The sequence below is a fragment of the Dielma fastidiosa genome, assembly GCF_000313565.1.
In the GTDB taxonomy this organism is placed as follows: domain Bacteria; phylum Bacillota_I; class Bacilli_A; order Erysipelotrichales; family Erysipelotrichaceae; genus Dielma; species Dielma fastidiosa.
In genome coordinates this window covers 404,233-428,966 of record NZ_HE578924.1, presented here as the reverse complement: position 1 = coordinate 428,966, position 24,734 = coordinate 404,233, and the positions used below count along the sequence as shown (strand labels likewise).

The 24,734-nt window shown below is 39.3% G+C and carries 20 protein-coding genes; 18 read left to right on the top strand and 2 right to left on the bottom strand.

From position 1 onward, the window contains the following. The 4 genes from DAHG_RS05560 (at position 1) to ggt (ending at position 5,518) form a co-directional block, all read left to right on the top strand. Positions 1-1,476, top strand: a complete 1,476-nt coding sequence (locus tag DAHG_RS05560; protein WP_022937347.1) for a glycoside hydrolase family 1 protein — start codon at positions 1-3, stop codon at positions 1,474-1,476. Beyond that, positions 1,476-2,432 (top strand): 2-keto-3-deoxygluconate permease, encoded by a 957-nt coding sequence (locus tag DAHG_RS05555; RefSeq protein WP_022937346.1) that lies wholly within the window; start codon positions 1,476-1,478, stop codon positions 2,430-2,432. The genes DAHG_RS05560 and DAHG_RS05555 overlap by 1 nt, the downstream gene beginning before the upstream one ends. 199 nt (positions 2,433-2,631) lie before the next feature. Beyond that, positions 2,632-3,885, top strand: a complete 1,254-nt coding sequence (locus DAHG_RS05550) for a PTS sugar transporter subunit IIC (protein WP_022937345.1) — start codon at positions 2,632-2,634, stop codon at positions 3,883-3,885. A gap of 19 nt (positions 3,886-3,904) precedes the next feature. Then, on the top strand, positions 3,905-5,518 hold the full coding sequence (gene ggt / locus DAHG_RS05545) for a gamma-glutamyltransferase (protein ID WP_022937344.1): 1,614 nt from the start codon (positions 3,905-3,907) through the stop codon (positions 5,516-5,518). A gap of 38 nt (positions 5,519-5,556) precedes the next feature. Here ggt and DAHG_RS05540 read toward each other — a convergent pair whose 3' ends face one another. Beyond that, the gene (locus tag DAHG_RS05540) at positions 5,557-6,327 is read right to left on the bottom strand and encodes a MurR/RpiR family transcriptional regulator (RefSeq protein WP_022937343.1); all 771 of its coding nucleotides are present in this window, start codon (positions 6,325-6,327) and stop codon (positions 5,557-5,559) included. 262 nt (positions 6,328-6,589) lie between these two features. Between DAHG_RS05540 and DAHG_RS05535 the strand changes: the two genes are divergently transcribed. The 4 genes from DAHG_RS05535 (at position 6,590) to DAHG_RS05520 (ending at position 11,366) form a co-directional block, all read left to right on the top strand. Continuing rightward, positions 6,590-8,170, top strand: a complete 1,581-nt coding sequence (locus tag DAHG_RS05535; RefSeq protein WP_022937342.1) for a PTS transporter subunit EIIC — start codon at positions 6,590-6,592, stop codon at positions 8,168-8,170. Further along, positions 8,163-8,624 carry a PTS sugar transporter subunit IIA gene (locus tag DAHG_RS05530; RefSeq protein ID WP_022937341.1) on the top strand — a complete coding sequence of 154 codons (462 nt, stop codon included), beginning with the start codon at positions 8,163-8,165 and terminating at the stop codon, positions 8,622-8,624. The genes DAHG_RS05535 and DAHG_RS05530 overlap by 8 nt, the downstream gene beginning before the upstream one ends. Positions 8,625-8,699: 75 nt before the next feature. After that, the gene (locus DAHG_RS05525; RefSeq protein ID WP_235696028.1) at positions 8,700-9,968 is read left to right on the top strand and encodes a M20 family metallo-hydrolase; all 1,269 of its coding nucleotides are present in this window, start codon (positions 8,700-8,702) and stop codon (positions 9,966-9,968) included. A 12-nt stretch (positions 9,969-9,980) separates the two neighbouring features. Next, positions 9,981-11,366 carry a M24 family metallopeptidase gene (locus tag DAHG_RS05520; RefSeq protein ID WP_022937339.1) on the top strand — a complete coding sequence of 462 codons (1,386 nt, stop codon included), beginning with the start codon at positions 9,981-9,983 and terminating at the stop codon, positions 11,364-11,366. Between the two features lie 36 nt (positions 11,367-11,402). On the opposite strand, the gene DAHG_RS05515 is transcribed toward DAHG_RS05520, so the two are convergent. Further along, positions 11,403-12,110, bottom strand: coding sequence for a GntR family transcriptional regulator (locus tag DAHG_RS05515; RefSeq protein WP_022937338.1), 708 nt, complete (start codon positions 12,108-12,110; stop codon positions 11,403-11,405). 168 nt (positions 12,111-12,278) lie between these two features. Here DAHG_RS05515 and DAHG_RS05510 point away from each other — a divergent pair, with 168 nt between their 5' ends. The 10 genes from DAHG_RS05510 (at position 12,279) to DAHG_RS05465 (ending at position 24,605) form a co-directional block, all read left to right on the top strand. Next, positions 12,279-12,581: a PTS sugar transporter subunit IIB gene (locus DAHG_RS05510; RefSeq protein ID WP_022937337.1), complete on the top strand. Its 303-nt coding sequence runs from the start codon at positions 12,279-12,281 to the stop codon at positions 12,579-12,581. Position 12,582: 1 nt separating this feature from the next. Beyond that, positions 12,583-12,915: a PTS lactose/cellobiose transporter subunit IIA gene (locus DAHG_RS05505; RefSeq protein WP_022937336.1), complete on the top strand. Its 333-nt coding sequence runs from the start codon at positions 12,583-12,585 to the stop codon at positions 12,913-12,915. Then, complete coding sequence (locus DAHG_RS05500) at positions 12,899-14,221, top strand: 6-phospho-beta-glucosidase (RefSeq protein ID WP_022937335.1); 1,323 nt, start codon at positions 12,899-12,901, stop codon at positions 14,219-14,221. Before DAHG_RS05505 ends, DAHG_RS05500 begins: the two co-directional genes overlap by 17 nt. Before the next feature lie 179 nt (positions 14,222-14,400). After that, entirely contained in the window at positions 14,401-16,020 is a 1,620-nt protein-coding gene (locus DAHG_RS05495) for a response regulator (protein WP_022937334.1), read from the top strand. Further along, a complete protein-coding gene (locus tag DAHG_RS05490) occupies positions 16,020-17,810 on the top strand; it encodes a sensor histidine kinase (RefSeq protein WP_022937333.1) in 1,791 nt (596 codons plus the stop codon). Before DAHG_RS05495 ends, DAHG_RS05490 begins: the two co-directional genes overlap by 1 nt. Further along, complete coding sequence (locus tag DAHG_RS05485) at positions 17,801-18,808, top strand: sugar ABC transporter substrate-binding protein (protein ID WP_022937332.1); 1,008 nt, start codon at positions 17,801-17,803, stop codon at positions 18,806-18,808. The genes DAHG_RS05490 and DAHG_RS05485 overlap by 10 nt, the downstream gene beginning before the upstream one ends. An 11-nt stretch (positions 18,809-18,819) precedes the next feature. Beyond that, complete coding sequence (locus DAHG_RS05480) at positions 18,820-19,851, top strand: galactose ABC transporter substrate-binding protein (protein ID WP_022937331.1); 1,032 nt, start codon at positions 18,820-18,822, stop codon at positions 19,849-19,851. A 199-nt stretch (positions 19,852-20,050) separates the two neighbouring features. Beyond that, on the top strand, positions 20,051-21,331 hold the full coding sequence (locus DAHG_RS05475) for a substrate-binding domain-containing protein (protein WP_022937330.1): 1,281 nt from the start codon (positions 20,051-20,053) through the stop codon (positions 21,329-21,331). A 92-nt stretch (positions 21,332-21,423) separates the two neighbouring features. Beyond that, a complete protein-coding gene (locus DAHG_RS05470; RefSeq protein ID WP_022937329.1) occupies positions 21,424-22,932 on the top strand; it encodes a sugar ABC transporter ATP-binding protein in 1,509 nt (502 codons plus the stop codon). Between the two features lie 17 nt (positions 22,933-22,949). Further along, positions 22,950-24,605, top strand: a complete 1,656-nt coding sequence (locus DAHG_RS05465; RefSeq protein ID WP_022937328.1) for an ABC transporter permease subunit — start codon at positions 22,950-22,952, stop codon at positions 24,603-24,605. The last annotated feature ends 129 nt before the right edge of the window (positions 24,606-24,734 follow it).

Below are 24,734 nucleotides of genomic sequence, written 5' to 3'. Positions count from 1 at the left end.
ATGGCAAAAAGATTTCCAGAAAATTTCTTATGGGGCGGCGCAGTTGCTGCAAATCAGATTGAAGGTGCATATTTGGAAGACGGTAAAAAGCTAAATGTGACAGATGTATTAGTTGGCATTATGAATCAGCCGGATTTGAAATGGAATGGTTCTAAATGGGAACCAGCTTTAGTACCAAATAAAAAGTATTTGAGCCATGAAGCGATTGATTTTTATCACCGCTATCATGAGGATTTGGAATATATGCATCAAATGGGCTTTAAGGCTTTCCGTACAAGCATCTCTTGGGGACGTATTTTCCCTAATGGTGACGAAGCAGAACCAAATGAAGCTGGGTTGAAATTCTATGATGATTTATTTGATGAAATGATTCGTCTGGGGATGGAGCCGGTTATCACATTAAGCCATTATGAAATGCCGCTGCATTTATTAACTGAATACGGCGGCTGGCTAAATAAAAAAATGATCGATTTCTGGATGAACTATGTAACTGTTGTGTTCAATCGTTATAAGGGTAAAGTTAAATATTACATGACTTTCAATGAAGTGAATAATATTTTTAGAATGCCTTTCGCTGCCGGCGGTGTCTTAGATATCAACCCTAAAAATACAGAACGGGTGAATGCTGATCTGACAATGCAGCAGCTCTATCAAGCTACTCATTATCTGTTTGTAGCTCATGCGAAAACCGTGAAGCTGGGACATGAGATTGATCCAGAAATGAAGGTTGGCTGCATGCTTTCATTATCACATATTGCAACTTACCCATATACTTGTGATCCAGATGATATTTTAGGTGTAGTTGATCATAGACGGAAACACTATTTATTCCTTGACGTTATGTGTAAAGGTCAATATCCTGGTTATGTAAAACGTATTTGGCGAGAAAATGATGTACATGTAGAAATGAGTGAAGACGAATTAAATACGATTGCTAACTTTACTTCTGACTATATCGCATTCAGCTATTATCGTTCTACTGTATATCACAAGGATGCTGCGATTCGGGTAGATACTGGTGGTTCTGCTGGTTTAAATAATCCATATTTAAAAGAGACTTCACCTGAACCATGGTGCTGGCCGGTTGATCCTAAGGGACTTCGCTTTGTATGCAATGATTTGAATGACCGCTATGGATTGCCGCTGTTTATTGTGGAAAACGGTATCGGCTTAGATGAAGCAGTTGATGAAAATGGTAAAATTCAGGATGATTTCAGAAAACGTTATATTCATGATCACTTAGTACAGGTTCAGGAATCAATTGAAGATGGATGCGAAATCATGGGATATCTTTACTGGGGGCCTATCGATATTGTATCCGCAGGTACTGGTGAAATGAGAAAACGTTATGGCTTTGTTTATGTAGATCGTAATAATGACGGAGAAGGCAGTCTTGACCGTTATAAGAAAGATTCATTTGATTATTTCGCAAAAGTAATAGCCAGTAACGGTGAAGATCTGACTTATACTGAATAATGAAAGCTGCGGCTTTAATCAGACGGATTCCGGTAGGCATGATGCTGGTGCCGGTATTCCTTGGCGCGTTATGTAATACATTTTGTCCGGGTTTACTGGCAATTGGCGATCCCTTTACGGTAACCTTTACTAAAAGCGGTCTGATGACGATTATTGGTTTAATGTTGTTTTTTACGGGTACTCAGATGGATTTTATAACTATCCGAAAAGTTGCAAAACGCGGATTGCCGTTAGCTTTGTTTAAATTGCTTCTCTACTTTATATTCGGTACTTTTATGCTGCGTTATATGCCGGCAGAGGGCATTTTTCAAATCAGCTCTTTGGCTTGGATAACCGCATATATGAGCTGTAATTCGGCTCTTTATTTGAGTATTGTTAATGAATTAGGCGATTCTATTGATCAAGCGAATTTCGGTTTAATGACATTGATTGGCTTGCCCAATATTGCCTTGCTGCTATTTAGCTTTTCTAGCCAAGGGAATCTGATTAATAGTCTTCTGGCTATGCTGCTTCCCTTGCTGCTGGGGATAGGCTGCAATTTATTAGACAGTGAGTTTAAAGAAATGTTTAAAGATGGTACCCAATGTTTAATACCATTGGCAGGATTTGCGTTTGGAACCAATATCTCATTGATAACAATGTTTGAATGCGGCTTTCAAGGTTTGCTTTTATGCGGGTGTACATTACTTCTTTCACTGATTCCTGCTTTGCTTTTTGATTGCTTGATACTGAAACAGCCGGGGCATGCGGCAATTGCGTCATGTGGTTTATCAGGAGTCAGCTTGTCACTGCCTTATTTGGCTGCGCAAATAAATCCAGCATTTGAACCATATGTCGGTTCAGCAACGGCCCAATGTGCTTTAGCGCTGGTTATCACAACCTTTGCATTGCCATATTTAACGAGATTATGGGCGCATTATAGAGAAAAAGCTAAAGTTAAAGCGGTTATCCATTAGCTGCTCAGAAATCAATAAATAGGATTTTAGGTGACTTATTTTAATAGGTCATCTTTTTTTGTGTATAAAAATCACGGTCTAACATTATGTCCTATATTTTATAAATATATAACATTATAATCTTTACAAGTAAACATTATTATGTTAAGATGTCAGCAGATAAAGGAAAGTGAATGAAACTTTCAAAGGAGATGGAAAAATGAAAAAATTCATGGACTTTATGGAGATGAAAGTTGCGCCTATATTTGCTAAACTAGGGGCGAATCCTTACATTGTCGGTGTAAAAGACGGTATGGTTGCAACTGTTCCCTTCACAATTTTCGGAAGCCTGTTTATTATCATCCAGCAATTTCCAAATGATGCATGGCTGAAATTTATTGAACCTTATAAAGCGATGTTGGGTGTTCCTAACACAATGACAATGGGGATCATTGCTTTATATGTAGCTTTTTCAGTTGGTTATAATTTGGCGAAAGAATTTAAACAAGATCGATTGATGGGAGGTATTCTATCATTTATCGGTTTCATGATGCTTCAGATTGACAGTGAATTTGCAATGTCAACCACGTATTTTGGTTCAAAGGGTATTTTTACGGCCATCGTTGTTGCAATTTTCGCTGTTAAAATCTTAGAATTGTTTGTCCGCAAAAACTGGATCATACGCTTCCCTGAAGGTGTGCCGGAAGCTGTTTCTAAGTCTTTCTCTGCCTTGATTCCAGGTGCTGTCGCATTAACAATTCTTTGGACGCTGAGTTGTGTCTTTGGTTTAAATATTCCAGAGTTAGTTACGCAATTATTCTCACCGCTTGTATTCGCATTGAATACATTGCCTGGTATTTTAGTTTATATGGTTGTTTCACAGCTGCTGTGGTGCGTAGGTATCCATGGTCAGTCTATTCTCAACGCAGTGGGTGTGCCTATTTTTACCACTTTCATCACTGCTAACTCAGAAGCATATCTGGCTGGCAATCCAATCCCTTATATTACAGCTACGGGTTTCATTCCATGGTTTGTATCGCTGGGCGGTGCCGGAGCAACTTTAGGTCTTGTACTGCTGATGACACGTTCAAAAGAAAAATCTTTCAGCACACTTGGTAAATTGGCTTTGCCGGCAGGTATCTTTAATATTAATGAACCGGTAACATTTGGTTTCCCTATCGTTATGAACCCGGTTATGATGATACCATTTGTTTTAGTTGATGTAGTTTTAGTTATTGGTACTTACTTCTTAATGTTCTTTAATATTATCGGCCGTCCGGTAGCTCTTGTACCATGGATCATGCCGCCGGTAATTGGCGCATATCTCTCAACAGGCGGAAATATTCCAGCCGCTGTCTGGGCTTTCTGCGGTCTGCTGATATCCATTGCGATTTACTATCCGTTCTTTAAAATCGCAGAGAAAATGCGTATGAAAGAAGTTGAAGAAGCACAAAAAAATCTGAATCAGCAGTAGATGAAAAGAAGGTGATTTTATGAAACATCGAGGTATTGTGATGAGCAGAAAGGGCATGGTGGCCTCCGCTCATCCGTTGATATCCTCAACAGGAATCGATATATTAAAAAAAGGCGGCAACGCGATGGATGCGGCAGTTGCCATGGCTAATACAAGCGGTGTCGTACTCCCCGATATGTGTGGTCTTGGCGGCGATGTATTCTTACTGTATTATGATGCGGCCAGTAAAAAAATCAGTGCGCTTAACGGCTCTGGCGCGGCACCGGAACAGGCGACAATTGATTACTTCAAAAGACATGGCATGAACCATATACCTAATGACGGCATTTTATCGGCAGCTGTGCCAGGGGAAGTTGATGCCTGCCTGCTTGCTTTAGAAAAATTTGGTACGATGCGTTTTGCTGATCTATGTCAGGACGCTATTGATTTGGCTGAAAATGGCTGTCCGGTATCCGAAAAGGTGGCTCGCCATCTGCATACTGATTATGATAAAATCTTACGTTTCGAAGGTCTGCGGAAGCGTTTCTTAAAAAATGATAATGAACCGCTGGCGGCCGGAGAATTGTATTATAATCCTGAATATGCTCATTCATTGCGTATTATCGCAGAACAGGGACGCGCTGCTTTTTATGAAGGAGAGCTTGCGGAAAAATTAGTTAAACATTCTGAAAAACATGGCGGTTTATTTAAGCTGGAAGATCTAAAGGCAATGAAATCAGAAATTCTTGAACCAATTTCAGTCCCTTACCGCAATTATCGGGTTTTCCAAACACCGCCGGTATCACAAGGCATTATTCATCTTGAAGAAATGAATATCTTAAATCAATTTGATTTTTCAAAACTAGAGCCTGAATCAGCTGAAGCCATTCATTTGATGGTGGAAGCAAAAAAACTTGCCTTTAATGACCGGGTTCGTTATTTTGGTGATCCATCATTTGTGAATAATCCTATTGATATGATCTTATCTGAAGAATATGCGAAAAAGCAGGCTTCCGCGATTCGCATGGATCGTTCACTGCCAATTATTGATGAAATCCCATTTAACGAAAAGGGCCACACGACAAGCTTTGTGGTTGTTGACAGTCAAGGCAATGCAGTCTCCTTTATACACAGCATTTCGGCATCCTGGGGATCTGGTGAGGAAATTGAGGGCTGTGGCATCCTGCTGAATAACCGTTTAGGTTCAGGCTTCAATTTGACAGAAGGTCATCCTAATTGTCTGCATCCGCATAAAAAAACAATGCACACATTAGTTACTTATATGGTAACTGATAATCAGGGGAATCTGCGCTGGGTCGGCAATACACCGGGCGGCGACAATCAGCCGCAGTGGAACATGCAGACCTTATGCAATGTCATTGATTTTGGCATGGATGTGCAATCTGCATTAGAAACCGCTAAATGGGCAGATGCTCAGTCTAGCAATCCATGCGGCAGTATTACAAATGTATTAAAAATAGAAAAACAGATTGGTGAAGAGAAGCTGAAGCAATTACAAGCCATGGGACATGAGCTTAAAGTAATTGAGCCTTATGAGTGTTCGGGCGCTTCACAGTTAATTGAAATAAAGGAAAATGGTGTTTTATTTGGCGGCAGTGATCCACGGGCTGACGGCTGTGCCATGCCATTATAGATAAAATAAAAACTGCTTCGGCAGTTTTTTAATATAATTTAAACTTTTGCTTGGTGATTCAGATAATCAATATAGCCATCATACAGTAGATGCAAAACAAGATGCAGCGTTAAGTAAGAAGACCGATTAATATTCATATCTTCATCAATGGTAGTGCTTTGAAAATATAAATTATAATCAGATAAAGTAGATAACTCATTATTGTTTAAATTAGTGATTGAGATTAAAGGAACACCTAAAACATCAAGGTTAATCAAAGTTTCTTTATACTTTTCAATCTTTCCTGACCATGAAGCAATAAATAACAGATCATTTTTAGTGATAAACTTTTTAATAATCTTTAATTCAGTGGATGTGGGAATTAATATAATATTAATATTTACATTCAAAAAACAGCGGGCAAATTCCTGCAGCATTAACCTTTGTCCCTGCCCTGTACCATAAGCATAAATATGATCCGCATTTTCCATTGTTTGATAAATGCTTTTTAAGTTAGCGTTCTGTTGGAAGAATTTAATGGTTTGTACAATATCTGAATTTATTATTTCTACAACATCGATTGTCTCTTCTTCTTTCTTGGTCGTATCATTTTTCAAAAAATACTTTAACTCGCTATATCCGCTAAGATTTAATTTGCGGGCTGTACGCAAGATTGTAGCTGTTGAAACATTACAGCTTTTCGCTAATTCCGCTATACTGCTTTCTGAACATAATCCTTGATTATTCTTTATGAAATTCAGAATATGCAAGTCAATGTTATTTAATTTATGATAATTTTCATTAATTAATAAATCTAATTTTGAACCCATGTCTAACCCTTCTTCCGTAATATAATAATTATCGCTAATATAGTGGAATAATCAAGTATTAATTTAATTTCTCTGGCTGTGCCATAAAATACAACCTTAAAATAACCATGTAATAAATTACATAAAATGTTACAAATAACATAAAACAAACAATATCTCAAGAGCTTGTGTAAAGGTTTACATTTTATCCTGAATCATAGATAATTAGCCCATGAAAGGAATTGTAGAGTGCACATATGATTCTTGGCATAAGGAGGAAGAAATGAAAACATTTATTCAAAAGCTTGGTAAATCCTTAATGGGACCTTTATCAATCATCGTTGCAGCGGGATTGCTGCTGGGGTTAGCTTCAACATTACAAAATCCAATGATTTTCGGTAATTCTCTTGCGAATGTGGAAATTGTAAATACATTTATAAGTTTAGTTAATACGCTGTCTGGCGGTTTATTTGGTTTACTTCCAATATTATTCTGTATGTCAGTTGCGATGGGGATGTCCAAAGAAGATAAAGAAATAGCTACTTTCGCATCAATCATCGGCTTTGTATTATTTCATACAACAATTCGTTTCTTTTTAAATCTTAAAGGTATCAACGCAGATACAACAAGTATAGATTATCTTGTGAAAAGCGGCATGGATATTCTGCAAGCAACACAGCAAAGTGCTGTTTATGAAACTGTATTTGGTATCTTCACTTACCGTATGGGAATCTTTGGCGGTATCATTGTCGGTTTATGGAGTGCGATGATTCACAATAAATTCCATGAAACACAATTACCAACAGCATTTAGTTTCTTTAGCGGTAAACGCTTTGTTCCGATTATGATGGTAGTAACAATTCCATTATTAGCTGGCGGCATGTATTTTGTATGGCCATTATTTAATATGCTGATTGAAGCATTCGGCAATTTATTGGCAGTAGCTGGTGCATTTGGAACATTCATTTATGGTTTCTTAGAGCGTTTATTAATTCCAACAGGGTTACATCATATCTTGAATCAGTTAATTCGTTTTACACCGATTGGCGGCAGTGCCATGATTGACGGTGAACAAGTTTCAGGGGCTTTAAATATTTTTAATCAATTATTAATGTCTTCCAATCCAGATATGGATGTTATGCGTCAGGCAACACGCTTTTTAACACAAGGAACGCATCCGTTTATGGTCTTTGGCTTACCTGCTGCATGCTTTGCAATGTATCAGACAGCGCTGCCAAAAAATAAGCAGAAAGTTAAAGGTATGTTATTGGCAGCTGGTTTAACTAGTTTCTTTACCGGTATCACAGAACCGATCGAATTTGCATTCTTCTTTATTTCACCATTATTATGGTTATTCCACGCATTTATGGCGGGTCTTTCATTCTTATTGAATACTTTACTTGGCGTATGTATTGGTAATGCCGGCGGCGGTTTGGTAGATCTGATGCTGTTTGGCGTACTGCGCGGCCCAGAAACAAAATGGATTATCAACGTGGTAATTGGTATTGCTTATGCAGTTATATATTATCTTGTATTTAAATGGGCAATTGTTAAATTCAATATCAAAACACCAGGAAGAGAAGATGAGGAAGATGAAATCAACATGGTCGATGAAATTACTGAATTAGGATCAGCAATTATGGCTGCTTTAGGCGGAAAAGAGAATATTGTTGAAATTGATAACTGTATTTCACGTTTGCGTCTTATTTTAAAGGATACCTCAAAAGTTGATGAAGCTGCCTTGAAAGGTACCGGCTCTTTAGGGCTGATAAAAATCAATGAGGAAAATATTCAAGTTGTTTATGGCGCAAAAGTTGAAAAGGCTGCGGCAGAATTAAAACGCGCAGTAAAAGCAAATGTTTAATTTATTTAAGAAAAAGGAAGTATTCACAGCTCCTGTTGCTGGAACGATAATTCCTTTAGAAGAAGTAAAAGATCCAGTTTTTTCACAGAAAATGATGGGTGATGGCTTTGCTGTTGTCCCCTCTGGACAAACTGTTTATGCTCCTATGAGCGGGATCATATCAGTATGCTTTCCGACACATCACGCGATTGGCATGAAAATGGATAATGGTGCAGAGGTATTGATTCATATTGGTATCGATACGGTTAAATTAGGTGGGGAAGGTTTCAAAGCTTTAGTTGAACAAGGTCAAACGATAAAACAAGGCGATCCTTTAGTTCATGTAGATTTGAATCTATTAAAAACAAAAGGATATGATGCAACGGTTATGGTTGTTTTTCCCAATCAAGATATAAAGGTGGAAAAGATAACTCGAACGATAAAGGAAAATGAATCGGTTGGCATTAAGTTTTAAGAATTGAAGTTGTAAAAAGCCCAGCTTCCTTGGGCTTTTTATATTTAATATATTAAATCAGGCATATGGAGGAAAATGATGGAAACAAAAACAAACAGAATACAAAAAGATCTTGAGACACTGGCAGCATTTACTTCAACACCGGGGCAAGGTGTAACCAGGTCTTCATATAGTAAAGAAGATCAAATGGCTAAAGCATATTTAATTTCCGAAATGCAGAAGCTGAATTTAACGGTTTATGAAGATGGCTTCGGAACAGTATTTGGCAGAAAAGAGGGTACATTAAAAGATGCGCCTTCAGTAATGTTTGGTTCACATTACGACAGTGTTGTGAATGGCGGTGCCTTTGACGGTGCAGCAGGAACCGTTGCAGCAATTGAAGTTATGCGAGTATTGACGGAAAACAACTTCCGCAATGATTATCCATTAGAAATTATCGCTATGAACGCTGAAGAGGGGGCAACCTTTGGCCCTAGTACAGGTGTTTCAAATTCAAGAGCAATGATGGGAACAATGACTGAAGAAGAACTTAAAACCGTGAAAAATCGATTTGGTCAAACCAAATTGGAAGCAATGGCTGAATACGGCTTAGTACCTGATTTAGAAGCTGCCAAACGTGATCCAAAAACCATTAAAAATTTTATTGAGCTGCATGTTGAACAAGGACCAGTTTTAGACAGGGAAAATATTGAAGTGGGTTTAATAAAGTATTTAGCGGGGATTGGCCGTTATAAAATACGCTTTTATGGCGCGACTGCGGATTCAACTGCACCAATGACTAACCGTAAAGATGCCCTGGTCGGAGCTGCATATTTTATAAATGCGTTTGATGCGAAAATCAAAGCATTAGGATCGTCGGTAACTGGCTGTGTGGGAAGGCTGGATATTGTTCCAAACTCAAATCAGTTTGTTCCTGAATATGTAGAGGGTAAAATAGAAATAAGAACATTTACAAAAGAAATTGTGGAATCGGTAAATTTTAATGAACTGATTCTGTCTATACTGAATGAGGTGGAAGAAAACTATCAGCTTAAAACGGAATTAGAAGAAATTAAAAGAATTAACTATCCAAATCCTACCGGACCTAGTATTATGAATGCAGATAATGTTAAGAAAATGGAAGCAATATGTAATCAATTAGGTTATTCACATTCTATCATTAATAATGGAACCGGACATGATTCTATGATTATGACAGATTTTGTAGATACTAATATGATTTATGTACCAAGTAAAAACGGCGGCGTTTCTCATTGTCCGGAAGAATGGACAGATTATGAAGATATTAAAAAGGGCGCTGATGTGCTTCTGCATTTAGTTATGGAATTAAGTAAGCAAGAATAGGAGAAAATAAAAATGAAAGAAATTAATTATGGAAGAGTCCCTCAGCCCAAACCCGATTGTACTAATATCCCGATTATTTTGAGCGATGAAACAATGCAGTATAGATATCAAAAAGTGCTTAAAAGAATGCAAGAAGAAAACTTTGATACATTAGTTATCTATGCGGACTTAGAGCATGGCAGTAATTTTGAATATCTGTGCGGTTTCCTGCCAAGATTTGAAGAAGCACTTTTGGTTATGCATCAAGATGGCTGTAACTATATGTTGATGGGAAATGAGAATTTAAATAAAGTTGAGCATGCGCGTATTAATGCAGAAGCTATCCATGTTCCGCATTTCTCACTCCCTAATCAGCCGATGGATAACAAAGCGAGCTTTAGTGAACTTTTAAAAGCGGCTAAGATTGAAAGCGGAAAGAAAGTTGGCATTGTTGGCTGGAAGAATTTTACCAGCAAGTATGATGATAATCACAATCTGTTCGATGTACCTTATTATATAGTACAGGAAATCAAGGCTCTTGCCGGCGGATCAGAATATGTAACTAATGCTGCCTATCTATTTATTGGGGAAAAAGGGGTACGCTGTATTAACAATGTAAATGAGCTGGAACATTATGAATTTGGAGCTTCTTTAGCCTCTGATCGTATGCTGGAAGCAATGCAGCGATTAAATGAGGGCGTAAGCGAAATGTCGATAGGTGATGTGTTAAATGCTTATGGGCAAAGAAATAGCGTTGTCACCATTGCGGCTGCGGGAAAACGGTTTATAAAAGCAAACCTTTATCCTACACAGAATCAAGTGAAAATCGGCGATCCAATCAGTCTGACCGTAGGTTATAAAGGCGGTTTATCTTCCAGAGCAGGATATGCTGTCCATGATGCAGAGGAATTGCCAGCAGCCGCCCAGAACTATTTAGAGGCTGTTGTTAAACCTTATTATAGCGCGGTTGTTGCTTGGCTGGAGAACGTGCATTGCGGAAGCAGCGGTAATGATGTTTATCAATTGGTTGAAAATGTATTGCCTAAGGATCAATATCACTGGCATTTATGCCCAGGTCACCTTACAGCTGATGAAGAATGGCTAGCATCACCGATTTATGAAAACAGTCAGGAAGTTATCGAAAGCGGTATGCTGTTTCAAATTGATATAATTCCTTCAGTTGCCGGCTATGCCGGAACAAGCTGTGAATGTAGTGTTGCCTTGGCTGATGAACATTTGAGGGAAAATATTAAAAATACAGCACCGCAGTTTTGGCAGCGGATTCAAGCAAGAAGAAAATATATTATTGAGGAATTAAATATTTCACTGCATCCTGACATTTTACCTATGAGCTCAACGGTAGCCTATTTAAGACCCTATCTGTTAAACAAAGACAAAGCAATGCTTGTAAGCAGATAATACTCAAAAGCTGTTCTATTTAAGAACAGCTTTTTCTTATACATCAAAATTAATCACGTAATTATGCATCCGTGTATTGTACTGTGAGTATGATATTTCAAGCACTTCGCCATTAATGCCATAAGTCGTGCGCTTTCTGCCAAGCGTCGGACCTTCCTTAAGCTTCAGCTCTTCAAGAATCTGTGTAGAAGGATAGTCAATATAAAATTCATCTGTAAAGTGTGAAATCATGCGATGATTCTTATACATCTGCATATAAATGGAAAAACGCTCATCATCGGATACCTCATCCAGCTTCATTTCCCCTAACAGATAATGCGTGTAATAAATATAAGGAACACCATCCAAAAAGTATTTTCTGGTGATTTTGTAACATTCACTGCCGAAGTATTGATAAAGCTCATCCTGCGGTTCCAATGAAATCCGGGTTACCTTCGTATTCTCTCTTCTGAATACATAGCCTTCATCTGTCAATGTTTTTGAAAATGGCTGTGATCGAGTGAGGATATTATATAATCCATTGCTGATAACCTTAGTTCCAGAACCGCTTTTCTTACTCACAAAGCCTTCATTTTCAAGCATGCCGATTGCTTTTCTGATCGTAATCTTACTGACATCAAATTCTTTCTCTAATTCATTTTCAGTTGGCATAAAGGTATGCAGCCCATATTCACCGGTTATGATCCGCTCTTTCAATATTTCTAATACAGTCATATATAAAGGGATTTTTGATTTCTTGTCCATAAAGAATACTCCTTTTCATTTATTATATTATACTCTATTTTATTAAATTTGTCATAAATGTATGATTTATAATTTATAAAGAATATAATGATTGAAATAAAAGAATATAATGATATAATAATATCATAGAAACAGGAACTGTCCTGTGAAGCAAGAGGAGAGAAATTTATGAAAAATATTGTCTTATTATGTTCCGCTGGTATGAGCACAAGTATGCTGGTAACTAAAATGCGGGCAGCTGCTGAAGCTGAGGGGATTGCGTGTAATATCGACGCTTATGGACTTTCTGAAGCATCAGCCATGATTCCATCTGCCGCCTGTGTATTATTGGGTCCACAGGTACGTTTCCATCTTCAAAAGCTGCAGCAGCAATATCCGAGTGTACCGATGGCTTCAATCGATATGCGGATGTATGGATCAATGGATGGCAAGGGTGTCTTCCAACAGGCGCTGAAGCTGATTGGAGAGTAAGATGGAAGGTTTAGAATTAACTTGTTTCCAGATTATTTCAGCCGTTGGCAGTGCCCGATCTTTCTATATTGAGGCGATTCAGGAGGCAAAGGCAGGTCATTATGATTCAGCTAAAGACTTGATTCAGCAAGGACAGGCTATTTTCTTAGAAGGCCATCATGCTCATGCGGCATTGATTCAGCAGGAAGCATCTGGTGATCAGCTAGCCTTTCAGTTATTGCTGGTTCACGCCGAAGATCAATTAATGTCCGCTGAGTCATTCGGCATTCTGGCGGAAGAATTTATCAGTGTGTATGAAACCATAGAGAGGAGAAGTTATGAAAAAGGCAATTAAGGTAGTTACGATTGGCGGTGGCAGCAGTTATACACCAGAACTTGTGGAAGGCTTTATTAAGCGTTATGAACAATGTCCGATCCGTGAGCTTTGGCTTGTTGATATTGAAGCAGGCAGAGAAAAGCTGGAAATTGTCGGCGCATTAGCGAAACGCATGGTTGAAAAGGCAGGTCTGCCGATGAAGATCATGCTAACTCTGGACCGCCGTGAAGCATTAAAGGATGCTGATTATGTTACAACTCAAATGCGTATTGGTTTGCTGCCGGCACGCGTTAAGGATGAGCGGATTCCATTAAGCCATGGCATGATCGGCCAGGAAACCAACGGGGCGGGCGGCATGTTTAAAGCGCTTAGAACGATACCGGTCATCTTGGATATTGTTAAGGATATGCAAAAGCTGTGTCCGCAGGCTTGGCTGATTAATTTCACTAACCCGGCTGGGATGGTTACCGAAGCTGTACTGCGGTATACGAATTTTAAACGAGTTATCGGCTTATGCAATGTGCCGATTGGCATGGTAAACGGCATCGCTAAAATCATGAATGTCGAGCCAGAGCGGGTAAGAATGGAATTATCTGGTTTAAACCATCATGTTTTTGCTACAGATGTATTTATTGACGGCAAATCTGTACTCGATGAAGTCATTGAGAAATATGCGCATGTAGATCCATCAGATGCTCTGGCAATGAAAAACTTCAACGCCCTGCCGTTCTCACCAGCCTTCATCCGCGGTTTGCACTGCATACCATGCCCTTATCATAATTATTATTTCTTTACCAAGGAGCAGCTTGCGAAAGAGCTTGAAGAATACCAAGCCGGTCATGTGCGGGCTGAAGTTGTATCACAGGTGGAGAAGGAGCTGTTTGAATTATATAAAGATCCTGAGCTTGATGTAAAACCTAAACAGCTTGAACAGCGCGGCGGTGCTCATTACAGTGATGCTGCGTGTAACCTGATTGCATCTTTATACAGCAATTCAGGTGATATCCAATATGTAAATGTGCGCAACAATGGCGCAATCAGCAATCTGCCAGCTGACAGTGCTGTAGAAATCGCTTGCGTCATCACCGCTGATGGTCCTAAACCAATCGCTGTCGGCGAATTGAAGCCGCAGATCAACGGAACAATTCAAACAATTAAAACCTTCGAACGATTAGTCTGCGAAGCTGCTGTTACCGGCAATCGGGACATTGCGATTACTGCTCTGAATATGAATCCATTGATTCCTTCAGACGAGCTAGCGAATCTTGTCTTTGATGAATTGCTTGAAGCTCATAAAGAATATCTGCCGCAATTTACTAAATAAATATTAAAAAACTGATCTCATCCATCAGTTTTTTTTTCTGTTGATGCTGATCAATGAGTGCTGTATTTTGATATGTAAGCGGTTTTATGGTATATTTATTTTGAGTAAAAAGGGATGGAATGATTCAGGCAGAATTGCATGTCTGTTTTATAAATCAATGAGAAAAGAGGAATTGGATCATGAATTTGTACAGCATTATATTGGTAGACGATGAGGAAGAAGTACGTAAAAGCATCATCAAACAGATCGATTGGGAGTCGGCGGGCTTTAAAGTTGTGGGCGATGCAGAGAATGGTGAAGATGGACTTGAGAAAATCGAACTGTTAGAACCCAATGTAGTGCTTACGGATATCCGTATGCCATACATGGATGGACTGACACTGACTGAGAAGATCAGACAGCGGTATCCTTCCACAAAAGTGGTCATCTTTTCCGGTTATGATGATTTTGAATATGCTCAGCGGGCAATTAAACTGAATGTGACGGAATATATTTTAAAGCCGGTGAATGTGGAAGAACTGACTTCTATTTTAAAAAGAATTAAATCCGGTCTGGATGAAGAAATTGAAGAAAAACGTAATGTAAACAGTCTGCGGGAGAATTACCGCAAGAGCCTGCCAATTATCCGTGAACAATTCTTTAATGACATGGTTCACCGCCAGATGCCGGTCTCTTTTATTGAATCAAAGCTGGAAGAATATGATATTCCCATTGCCGGTGCTAAACGGTGGATCATTGGCGCAATTGATGTAGAAAAGGGTGATGACCGAAGTAAAAAAACATTATCCCTTCATCAAGAGGAAGAGCTGATACCAATTTCAGTAAAACAAATCGTCGCGGAAAAATTAAGCAGTTACTGCCGTTTTTCACTTTTTCAGTCAGTGGCGGAAGCTCAGATGGTAGCTATTGTAGCGCTTGATGACAATACAATTACCGGTCTGATCGATGTGTTTGGCGATATCTGCAAAGAGGTAAAGCGAATTTTAGAGGTGCCGGTAACAATTGGCATCGGACACAGCTGCAGCCATTTATCACAGATCATACGATCTTACCAGTCAGCAGTTGAAGCTCTGGGTTATAAAGCAGTTGTCGGCGGCGGCAGCACCATCTATATTAATGATATGGAACCAGTCGGCGGCGGTAAATTGAAATTTGACAACAATGACGAATCAGAATATATTGCAGCGGTTAAATTTGGCCCGGATGAGAAAATAAAAGCTGTCACTGCCAGAATCGCAGAAAAACTCGCATCCGCTAAGGTTCATTACCGTCAGAAACAGGTTTATGTATTTGGTGTTTTGAATACAATTATCCAAGTAATCCAACAATATGACATTAATCTTGAGGAAATCTTAGGCGGTGAATTGGAATATCTGAATGTCATCGATATGCTTCAAAAACGCGATGATTTTGGTGAATGGCTTTTTAATACAACCCTCACAATCAATCAGGCAATCAATAATGAACGTGATGTAACAACTCGGCACATTATTCAGGAAGCTAAACAGTATATCATGGATAATTATCAAAACCCTGATTTATCTGTTGAAATGATCTGCCGCCATCTGCATATGAGCCCGGCTTACTTTTCGACTATATTTAAGAAAGAAACCGGTCAGGCTTACATTGCCTATCTGACAGAAGTCAGATTAAATAAGGCTGTTGATCTATTAAATAAGACAGATGATAAAACTTATATCATTGCTTCTAAAGTAGGTTATCAGGAACAGAATTATTTCAGTTATGTATTTAAGAAAAAATATGGTGTATCACCTACTAAATTCCGCGGAGCCAGATAATGGAAAAAAAGAAAATATTTCATAACCAAAGCATCCGGCGTACAATTTTTATATATTTCACAATCACTGCTCTGGCTGCCAGCTTGCTGATTACTTTTTCAATCTATGGGCGGCTTTCAAGTCAAGTATCGCAGACAGTCATGGAGGAGAATCAAAGCTTAATCAGTCAGGTAGCCCGTTCGGTAGAGAGTTATCTGCGCACGGTGATGAAGCTGTCGGATTCACTTTATTATGGGGCAGTCAAGAATGCTGATTTGTCCTCAGAATCTATTAACAGTGAAATCACGCTGCTCTATGACAATAACCGTGATGATGTTGCCAATATTGCCTTGTTTTCCCAAGACGGTGCGTTGATTGAAGCGGTGCCGGCAGCTAGAATCAAGACCAACCTTGATGTTAAGAGTGACAGCTGGTTTACTAATGCTCTTGATAAAACGGAAAATCAGCATTTTTCTGATCCGCATGTGCAAACCATCTTTGATGGGAATGAGAGCCAGTATCAATGGGTTATATCGTTATCTAGAGCTGTGGAACTAACCGAAGGGACATCAACCGCGCAAGGTGTACTGCTTGTCGATTTGAGCTATTCAAGCTTGGCTCACCTTTTTAACGGTGTAACGACCGGCAGCGGCGGTTATGTCTATCTAATCAGCAGTGATGGTGAAATTCTCTATCACCCAAAGATGCAGCTGATTGATTCAGGCCGTTTCATGGAGAATAATTTAGCAGCTGCCGAATACAAGGACGGCAATCATCTGGAGGAATTTGAAGGCACTGAACGAATTGTCACCGTTAAATCAGTCGGTTATACCGGCTGGAAGGTGGTAGGCGTAACACCGAAGAATGTTGTCTCCTTAAATACGATTAAAACCAGATTATTTATTATCTTTATCATTACCCTGATTTTATTTATTTTAACCTTTATCAATTCATACATCTCTTCCAGAATAACCGATCCAATCAAGGAATTAGAAAAATCAGTAGGTATTCTTGAGGAAGGTAATTTACAGACACCGGTCTATATTGGCGGTTCTTATGAGATTCAGCATTTAGGAACTTCAATCAGCAACATGGCTAAACAGATCAGGGTACTCATGAATGATATCGTTACCGAGCATGAGGCAAAACGCAAACAGGAATTTGATACACTGCAATCGCAGATCAATCCGCATTTCCTCTATAATACATTAGATATTATTGTCTGGATGATTGAAAATGAGCAGAAAGCTGAAGCTGTGAAAGTTGTAACTGCTCTGGCACGTTTCTTCCGCATCAGCTTAAGTAAAGGAAAGAGTATTATTCAGGTTCGTGATGAGATTGAGCATGTACGCAGCTACTTGATGATTCAAAGAATGCGTTTCAAAAATAAATTTACTTATGATATTGAGGTCGGTGAGGGCTGCGAAGAACTTGCCAGCTTAAAGCTTATGCTTCAGCCATTAGTGGAAAACGCGATCTATCACGGTATGGAATTCATGGACGGTGATGGTGAGGTAATCATTAAGAGCTGGCGTGAAGCTGATGATTTATTCTTTTTGGTTTGTGACAATGGATTGGGTATGACTGAGGAACAGGTGGCAAGCTTATTCTCAGATTCAATTCACACAACCTCTAAAAAGGGTTCAGGCATTGGGGTAAAGAATGTGAATGAGCGAATTAAACTCTATTTTGGTGAGCAATATGGCTTAACTATTCATTCTGAACCGGATGTAGGAACAGAAATTATGATCCGGCTTCCGGCTATTCCTTACAGCCAGATAATCGCAAAGGGTGAACAACTATGGAAATGACAAGACAGGAAAAGCTGATATGGGGACTGATGGCCGGCATTTTAATTATTTTATTTCTGTTATCTTCAACTGATTTAATTATTAAGGAAAAGGAAACTACCATTTATTCTGTCTCCGTCATAATCAAAGATACCAATGACGATTATTATAAGAATTTCCGTAAGGGGATTGATAAGGCCGCTGATGAATACAATGTGGATGTTAATTTCATCACATTATATGAAAAAGGGGATGTCGAGGAACAGATGGAGCTTTTAAATCGTGAGATCAGTGATGGCTCGCAGGCAGTGGTATTTGTGCCGTTAAAGCAGGCAGAATGCCGTCGGATATTGGATGACATGGTTTTAACGAGTCCGCTGATTATCATGGGCAACAGCCTGCCGGGAGATTGGGCAATTACCGGTATCTCACAGGATTATTATGAAGCCGGCCGAATGCTGGGTGAAGCCATTGTTCGCGAAAATAATGCTGATAAGCCGGTATACATGTTTACTGAAGGTCTTGATTACGGTTATAACCAAGAAGTGTATAACGGTCTTTTAGCGGAGATTTCCCAGGCTGGCTTTCAGGCCCATCATTATGAAATGTCACCCGGCGGCTCACCTAATACACCTGTTATTGAGAATGAAGATTTCTTTTCTCAGGTAATGGCTGATGAAGTAGCGGCGTGTGATGACGGGGCAATCATCGTAGCTTTAGATGTAAAGAGTCTGGACTTGACCGCTGATATAATCGCGGATCATACGGCTTATGAAGACATTGCTGTTTTGTATGGCTTTGGCAGTACGACAAAGATTTTAAATCAAATGGATCGCGGCTTCATCAAAGGCTTGATAGCGACGAATCAATATGATGCTGGTTATTTAAGCATTGTGAAAGCAGTCGAGGCAATTGAAAAAAGCAGTGACCGGGAACAGATTGAACTGGCTTCATATTATCTTGAAAAAGATGATTTGAAGGAAAAGTATTTTGAAAAAATTCTTTATCCAATAGAATAAACGGAGGCATTATGAAAAAGAAAAATTCATTCATCGCAGCAGGGATTCTCATCTTTTGTCTGGTAATTGGCTGTATCGTTTTTCAAAGCCGCAGTAATATAGAAAAAGAAGAAAAAAAGACACTTCGCATCGGCGTTACTTTATATCGCGGGGATGATTCCTTTATTAACAATCTCTGCCGAAAGATGGAGGAACAGGTAAAAGCCTACGAAAAGGATACTGGCATCCGGATTGTTCTTGATATCGTGAACGGGAAAGGCAGTCAAAATACCCAAAACAGCCAGGTGGATCGTTTTGTATCATTAGGTGTTGATGTGATCTGTGTCAATATGGTTGACCGATCAGCCGCTTCTTATATTATTAATCGGGCAATGGAAGGCGATATACCTGTTGTATTCTTCAATCGAGAACCGGTGGAAGAGGACATGAACCGCTGGGAGAAGCTTTATTATGTCGGTGAGGACGCGAAGGAATCAGCTGTTTTGCAGGGAAATATTTTAGTAGATGCCTATAATGAAGATCCAAGCTCTCTCGATTTAAACAATGACGGCAAGGTCAGCTATGTACTTCTTGAAGGCGAGACGAATCATCAGGATTCTCTGATCAGAACTGAATGGTCTATTCAGACATTAAAAGACGGCGGTGTGCCGCTGGAGAAAATTACCGGCGGCATCGGAAATTGGGAAAAAAGTCAAGGCTCTGCATGGATGGAGAAATGGCTGGATGAATACCCCAACGAAATCGAGCTGGTTATCAGCAACAATGATGATATGGCACTGGGGGCAGCCGATGCATTGGAGCGTAAAAAAATTACCGCGCCGATTAAAATTGTGGGCATCGATGGTACCCCTCAAGGTATTGAGGGTTTGGAATCAGGCAAATTATTTGGAACAGTGCAATGTGACAGTGATGAGTATGCGAGTGTGATTTTTAAAATCGCATCAGCTGCCGGCTTGGGACATGATGTGCAGAAAGAAATTGAATTAAAGGACGGGAAGTATTATAACTGCTCCCAAATTGCCCTGACCACACAGATTAAATAAGTAACTAAAATTAATGATGAAAAATGAAGTTTTCCTGGGAAATAATCGGCATTTTTAAGCTGATTAGCTCCATTATTTATGGATAAAAGAATAAAAATGTATGCGCTATCAAAGAAATTTTATAGTGCAGTGAATAATATCGCATGGTAATCCTCCCTTGATAAAGCTATAATTTGGATAAATCAAGGGAGGATTTATTATGAAATTACTCAAAAAAGCATTAGCAGTAAGTATGGCTTCTGCAATGGTATTTGCTGTTGCAGGCTGCGGCAGCAACGACAAACCGACAGATAACCCGTCGGATCCTGGTACTGCGGAAGTTGCCAACAAGGATAAACCGTTAGTTTGGTTTAACCGTCAGCCATCAAGCAGCGCCACTGGCGAACTTGATATGAACGCGCTGAATTTCAACAAAGACACATATTATGTTGGTTTCGATGCGAACCAAGGTGCTGAACTTCAAGGTACGATGGTTATGGATTACATTGAAAAGAACATCAATACGATTGACCGCAATGGTGACGGTATCATCGGTTATGTTCTGGCTATCGGCGATATCGGACATAATGACTCAATCGCACGTACCAGAGGTGTTCGTAAAGCATTAGGTACAGCCGTAGATAAAGACGGTAATGTTAACAGTGATCCAATCGGTACAAATACTGAAGGAACAACAGCCATCGTTCAAGATGGAACACTTGAAATCAATGGCAAGACTTATATCGTTCGTGAACTTGCTTCACAGGAAATGAAGAACTCTGCAGGTGCAACATGGGATGCTGCAACAGCAGGTAACGCTATCGGTACTTGGGCTTCTTCATTTGGTGATCAAATTGATATCGTAGTTTCTAATAATGATGGTATGGGTATGTCAATGTTTAACGCATGGTCAAAAGATAATAAAGTAGCTACTTTTGGTTATGATGCTAATAGTGATGCTGTTGCGGCTATCGCTGAAGGTTATGGCGGAACAATCAGCCAGCATGCTGACGTACAGGCATATTTAACACTGCGTGTTCTTCGTAATGCACTTGATGGTGTAGACATCGATACAGGTATCGGTACTGCTGATGATGCAGGTAACGTACTGAGTGCTGATGTTTTCAAATACAATGCTGATGAACGTTCTTATTATGCATTAAATGTTGCTGTTACAGCAGACAACTATAAGGATTTCATGGATTCTACAATGGTTTACGCTCCAGTATCTAATCAGCTTGATGAAGCAGCTCATCCTACAAAGAATGTATGGCTGAACATCTATAACTCTGCAGATAATTTCTTAGGTTCTACTTATCAGCCATTATTACAAAAATATGACAAGCTTCTGAATCTAAAAGTTGAATATATCGGCGGCGATGGTCAGACAGAATCTAATATTACAAACCGTCTTGGTAACCCTAGCCAATTTGATGCCTTTGCTATTAACATGGTTAAGACCGATAATGCGGCTTCTTATACAAGTTTATTAAATCAATAATATTTATTAATTAAAGGCGATTAGGGAGAAGAAATTCTCCCTAAGAACCTATTTATGGCAATGCAGCATTTTTAAACAGAGGAGTAAGAACAATGACAGATAAGAAAGATGATATCGTCTTATCAATACGCGGTATGAGCAAGTCATTTGGCCGAAACAGAGTTCTGGATCATATCAATCTGGATGTGAAACGCGGAACCGTTATGGGACTTATGGGTGAGAATGGCGCCGGTAAGTCAACCATGATGAAGTGCCTGTTTGGTACCTATCAGAAAGATGAGGGCAATATCTATTTAAAGGGCAAGGAAGTAAGCTTTTCCGGTCCTAAGGATGCCCTTGAAAATGGTATCGCGATGGTGCATCAGGAACTGAATCAATGCCTGGAAAGAAATGTAATTGATAATCTTTTTCTGGGCCGTTATCCGGTCAATTCCTTGGGTGTGGTTGATGAAGGCAGAATGAAAAAAGAAGCTTCTGAGCTATTCAGAAAGCTGGGAATGACTGTAAATCTTACGCAGCCGATGCGGAATATGTCGGTTTCCCAGCGGCAGATGTGTGAAATCGCTAAGGCAATTTCCTATAATTCACAGGTAATTGTTCTGGATGAGCCTACATCGTCATTGACGGTGCAGGAGGTGAACAAGCTCTTCGAGATGATGAGAAAGCTAAAAGAACAGGGGATTGCCCTTATTTATATTTCTCATAAGATGGATGAGATTTTTGAGATATGTGATGAAATATCGGTACTTCGTGACGGTAAATTGGTTGCGACAAAGAGTACCAAGGATGCTAATATGAACGATTTAATATCCGCAATGGTTGGCCGTTCATTGGATAACCGTTTCCCGCCGGTAGACAATACGCCGGGTGAAAACATCTTATCCATTCAGCATCTGTCTACTAAATTTGAACCGCATTTACAAGATATATCCTTTGATGTGAAAGAAGGGGAAATCTTTGGTTTATATGGTCTGGTAGGCGCTGGCCGTACTGAGCTTTTAGAAACTATTTTTGGTGTTCGTACAAGAGCGGCAGGCCGTGTTTATTACAAGAATCAGCTGATGAATTTCAGCAGTGCAAAAGAGGCCATGGAGAATGGTTTCGCAATGATTACCGAAGAGCGAAAGGCGAATGGTATTTTCCTGAAGGGTGATTTGACTTTTAATACGACAATTGCCAATCTAAACCAGTATAAGTCAGGTGTAGCTCTTTCTGAATCTAAAATGATTAAAGCTACTTCTAATGAAATCAAGATTATGCATACCAAGTGCATGGGGCCTGACGATAAGATTTCCAGCCTATCCGGAGGAAATCAGCAAAAGGTTATATTTGGCAAATGGCTGGAACGCGCACCGAAGATTTTTATGATGGATGAACCTACACGCGGAATTGATGTTGGTGCGAAATATGAAATCTATGAATTAATTATCAATATGGCGAAACAGGGCAAGACAATTATCGTTGTTTCATCGGAAATGCCGGAGATTCTCGGTATAACAAACCGTATTGGTGTCATGTCGAATGGGCGGTTGTCTGGTATCGTGAATACTAAAGAGACAAACCAGGAAGAACTTTTAAGACTCAGTGCGAAATATCTATAACAGGGAGATGAATTAATATGGCGAAAGGAAACGATAAGATCCTAACGGCTGAACAGGAACAGCAACTGCGGCAGCCCATTGAGGATTATGTAGGCAAAATACAAGAAAAGATTGATGATCTCAGAGCCGACGGCACCAATCGTGTAGTTGCTCTTCAAAATAATATTGATACTTTAAAACGGGATCGCAGTATACAAAAGGAAGAGAAAGAAAATAGAATCAAGGAATATAATGAACAGCTGGCAAAAGCAAAAACCGTTGAAGCAAATAACAAGGATGAGATTTCAAAATTGATCAACGATGCGATTGCATATTTGAAAGCGCACTTTGATTCAGATTATTATCAGCTATTAAAAGAAAGCTGCGAACAGGAAAAAATACAGGCTAAGGAAGCATATAATAAGAAAATTGCGGAATTAGAAAAAGAACATAAAGATACTTTGGCAAAAATTTCTGATCATCAGGAAATCAAGGATGAAAAATATGTTCATAAGAACCGGATGTTTGATGCCAAAATGGAGTTAGATAAAGAGCTTCAGCAAATTAAAGACAGAAGGCATGCCGCCTTTGTATGGCAGTATCACCTGATTGACTTGCTGCGTTTATCTAAATTCACCTTTATGGAATCAAGAATGCAGAAATGGGAGAATTATAAATACTCATTTAATAAACGGACATTCTTGCTGAATAATGGCTTATATATTGCGATTATCTTAATTTTTATTGGTCTATGTATTGCTACCCCAATCATCAAGGGTGTGCCGCTGCTGACCTTTAACAATGTTTTAAATATTTTACAGCAGGCTTCACCGAGAATGTTCTTAGCGCTTGGTGTTGCGGGTTTAATCTTGCTGACCGGTACCGACCTTTCAATCGGACGTATGGTTGGTATGGGTATGACGACGGCAACCATTATCATGCATCAGGGAATCAATACCGGTGCGGTATTTGGTCATGTGTTTGATTTTACAGGTATGCCGATTGGTGTGCGAATGATTTTTGCACTGGTAATGTGTGTTCTGTTATGTACATTCTTTACTGCCATTGCAGGCTTCTTCACCGCAAGATTTAAGATGCATCCATTTATTTCTACAATGGCTAATATGCTGGTTATCTTTGGTTTGGTTACTTATGCGACAAAGGGTGTATCATTTGGTGCTATCGATCCATCAATTCCAAAGATGATCATTCCAAGAATCGGCGGCTTCCCAACGATTATTTTATGGGCAGTTGTAGCCATCGCAATTGTATGGTTTATTTGGAACAAGACAACTTTTGGTAAGAATTTATATGCAGTCGGCGGCAATCCGGAAGCAGCAGCAGTTTCTGGTATCTCAGTATTCTGGGTAACCATGGGTGCATTTATTCTGGCTGGTATTCTTTATGGCTTTGGTTCATGGCTTGAATGTGCAAGAATGATCGGTTCTGGTTCTGCGGCATATGGCCAAGGCTGGGAGATGGATGCAATTGCGGCCTGCGTAGTAGGCGGCGTATCCTTTACTGGCGGTATTGGTAAGATTTCAGGTGTAGTAGTCGGCGTACTTATTTTCACCGTATTAATCTACTCACTGACAATTCTTGGTATCGATACAAATCTTCAATTCGTATTTGAAGGTATTATCATTATCACAGCGGTAACTTTGGACTGTCTGAAATACGTTCAGAAGAAATAATAACTATAAGAAGGCAATGCTTAGTAATAGTTATAAAAAATCAAAGTTAAGGTTTAGATAACATGTGGTTCAGGGCATTTAAAAAGATGGTAAAAATATCTTTTAGAGGCCTTGAACCACTTTTTTTAT

Coding starts and splice junctions, on each gene's coding strand:
- DAHG_RS05560 (WP_022937347.1), top strand. CDS start 1: ATGGCAAAAAGATTTCCAGAAAATTTCTTATGGGGCGGCGCAGTTGCT.
- DAHG_RS05555 (WP_022937346.1), top strand. CDS start 1,476: ATGAAAGCTGCGGCTTTAATCAGACGGATTCCGGTAGGCATGATGCTG.
- DAHG_RS05550 (WP_022937345.1), top strand. CDS start 2,632: ATGAAAAAATTCATGGACTTTATGGAGATGAAAGTTGCGCCTATATTT.
- ggt (WP_022937344.1), top strand. CDS start 3,905: ATGAAACATCGAGGTATTGTGATGAGCAGAAAGGGCATGGTGGCCTCC.
- DAHG_RS05540 (WP_022937343.1), bottom strand. CDS start 6,327: ATGGGTTCAAAATTAGATTTATTAATTAATGAAAATTATCATAAATTA.
- DAHG_RS05535 (WP_022937342.1), top strand. CDS start 6,590: ATGAAAACATTTATTCAAAAGCTTGGTAAATCCTTAATGGGACCTTTA.
- DAHG_RS05530 (WP_022937341.1), top strand. CDS start 8,163: ATGTTTAATTTATTTAAGAAAAAGGAAGTATTCACAGCTCCTGTTGCT.
- DAHG_RS05525 (WP_235696028.1), top strand. CDS start 8,700: ATGATGGAAACAAAAACAAACAGAATACAAAAAGATCTTGAGACACTG.
- DAHG_RS05520 (WP_022937339.1), top strand. CDS start 9,981: ATGAAAGAAATTAATTATGGAAGAGTCCCTCAGCCCAAACCCGATTGT.
- DAHG_RS05515 (WP_022937338.1), bottom strand. CDS start 12,110: ATGGACAAGAAATCAAAAATCCCTTTATATATGACTGTATTAGAAATA.
- DAHG_RS05510 (WP_022937337.1), top strand. CDS start 12,279: ATGAAAAATATTGTCTTATTATGTTCCGCTGGTATGAGCACAAGTATG.
- DAHG_RS05505 (WP_022937336.1), top strand. CDS start 12,583: ATGGAAGGTTTAGAATTAACTTGTTTCCAGATTATTTCAGCCGTTGGC.
- DAHG_RS05500 (WP_022937335.1), top strand. CDS start 12,899: ATGAAAAAGGCAATTAAGGTAGTTACGATTGGCGGTGGCAGCAGTTAT.
- DAHG_RS05495 (WP_022937334.1), top strand. CDS start 14,401: ATGAATTTGTACAGCATTATATTGGTAGACGATGAGGAAGAAGTACGT.
- DAHG_RS05490 (WP_022937333.1), top strand. CDS start 16,020: ATGGAAAAAAAGAAAATATTTCATAACCAAAGCATCCGGCGTACAATT.
- DAHG_RS05485 (WP_022937332.1), top strand. CDS start 17,801: ATGGAAATGACAAGACAGGAAAAGCTGATATGGGGACTGATGGCCGGC.
- DAHG_RS05480 (WP_022937331.1), top strand. CDS start 18,820: ATGAAAAAGAAAAATTCATTCATCGCAGCAGGGATTCTCATCTTTTGT.
- DAHG_RS05475 (WP_022937330.1), top strand. CDS start 20,051: ATGAAATTACTCAAAAAAGCATTAGCAGTAAGTATGGCTTCTGCAATG.
- DAHG_RS05470 (WP_022937329.1), top strand. CDS start 21,424: ATGACAGATAAGAAAGATGATATCGTCTTATCAATACGCGGTATGAGC.
- DAHG_RS05465 (WP_022937328.1), top strand. CDS start 22,950: ATGGCGAAAGGAAACGATAAGATCCTAACGGCTGAACAGGAACAGCAA.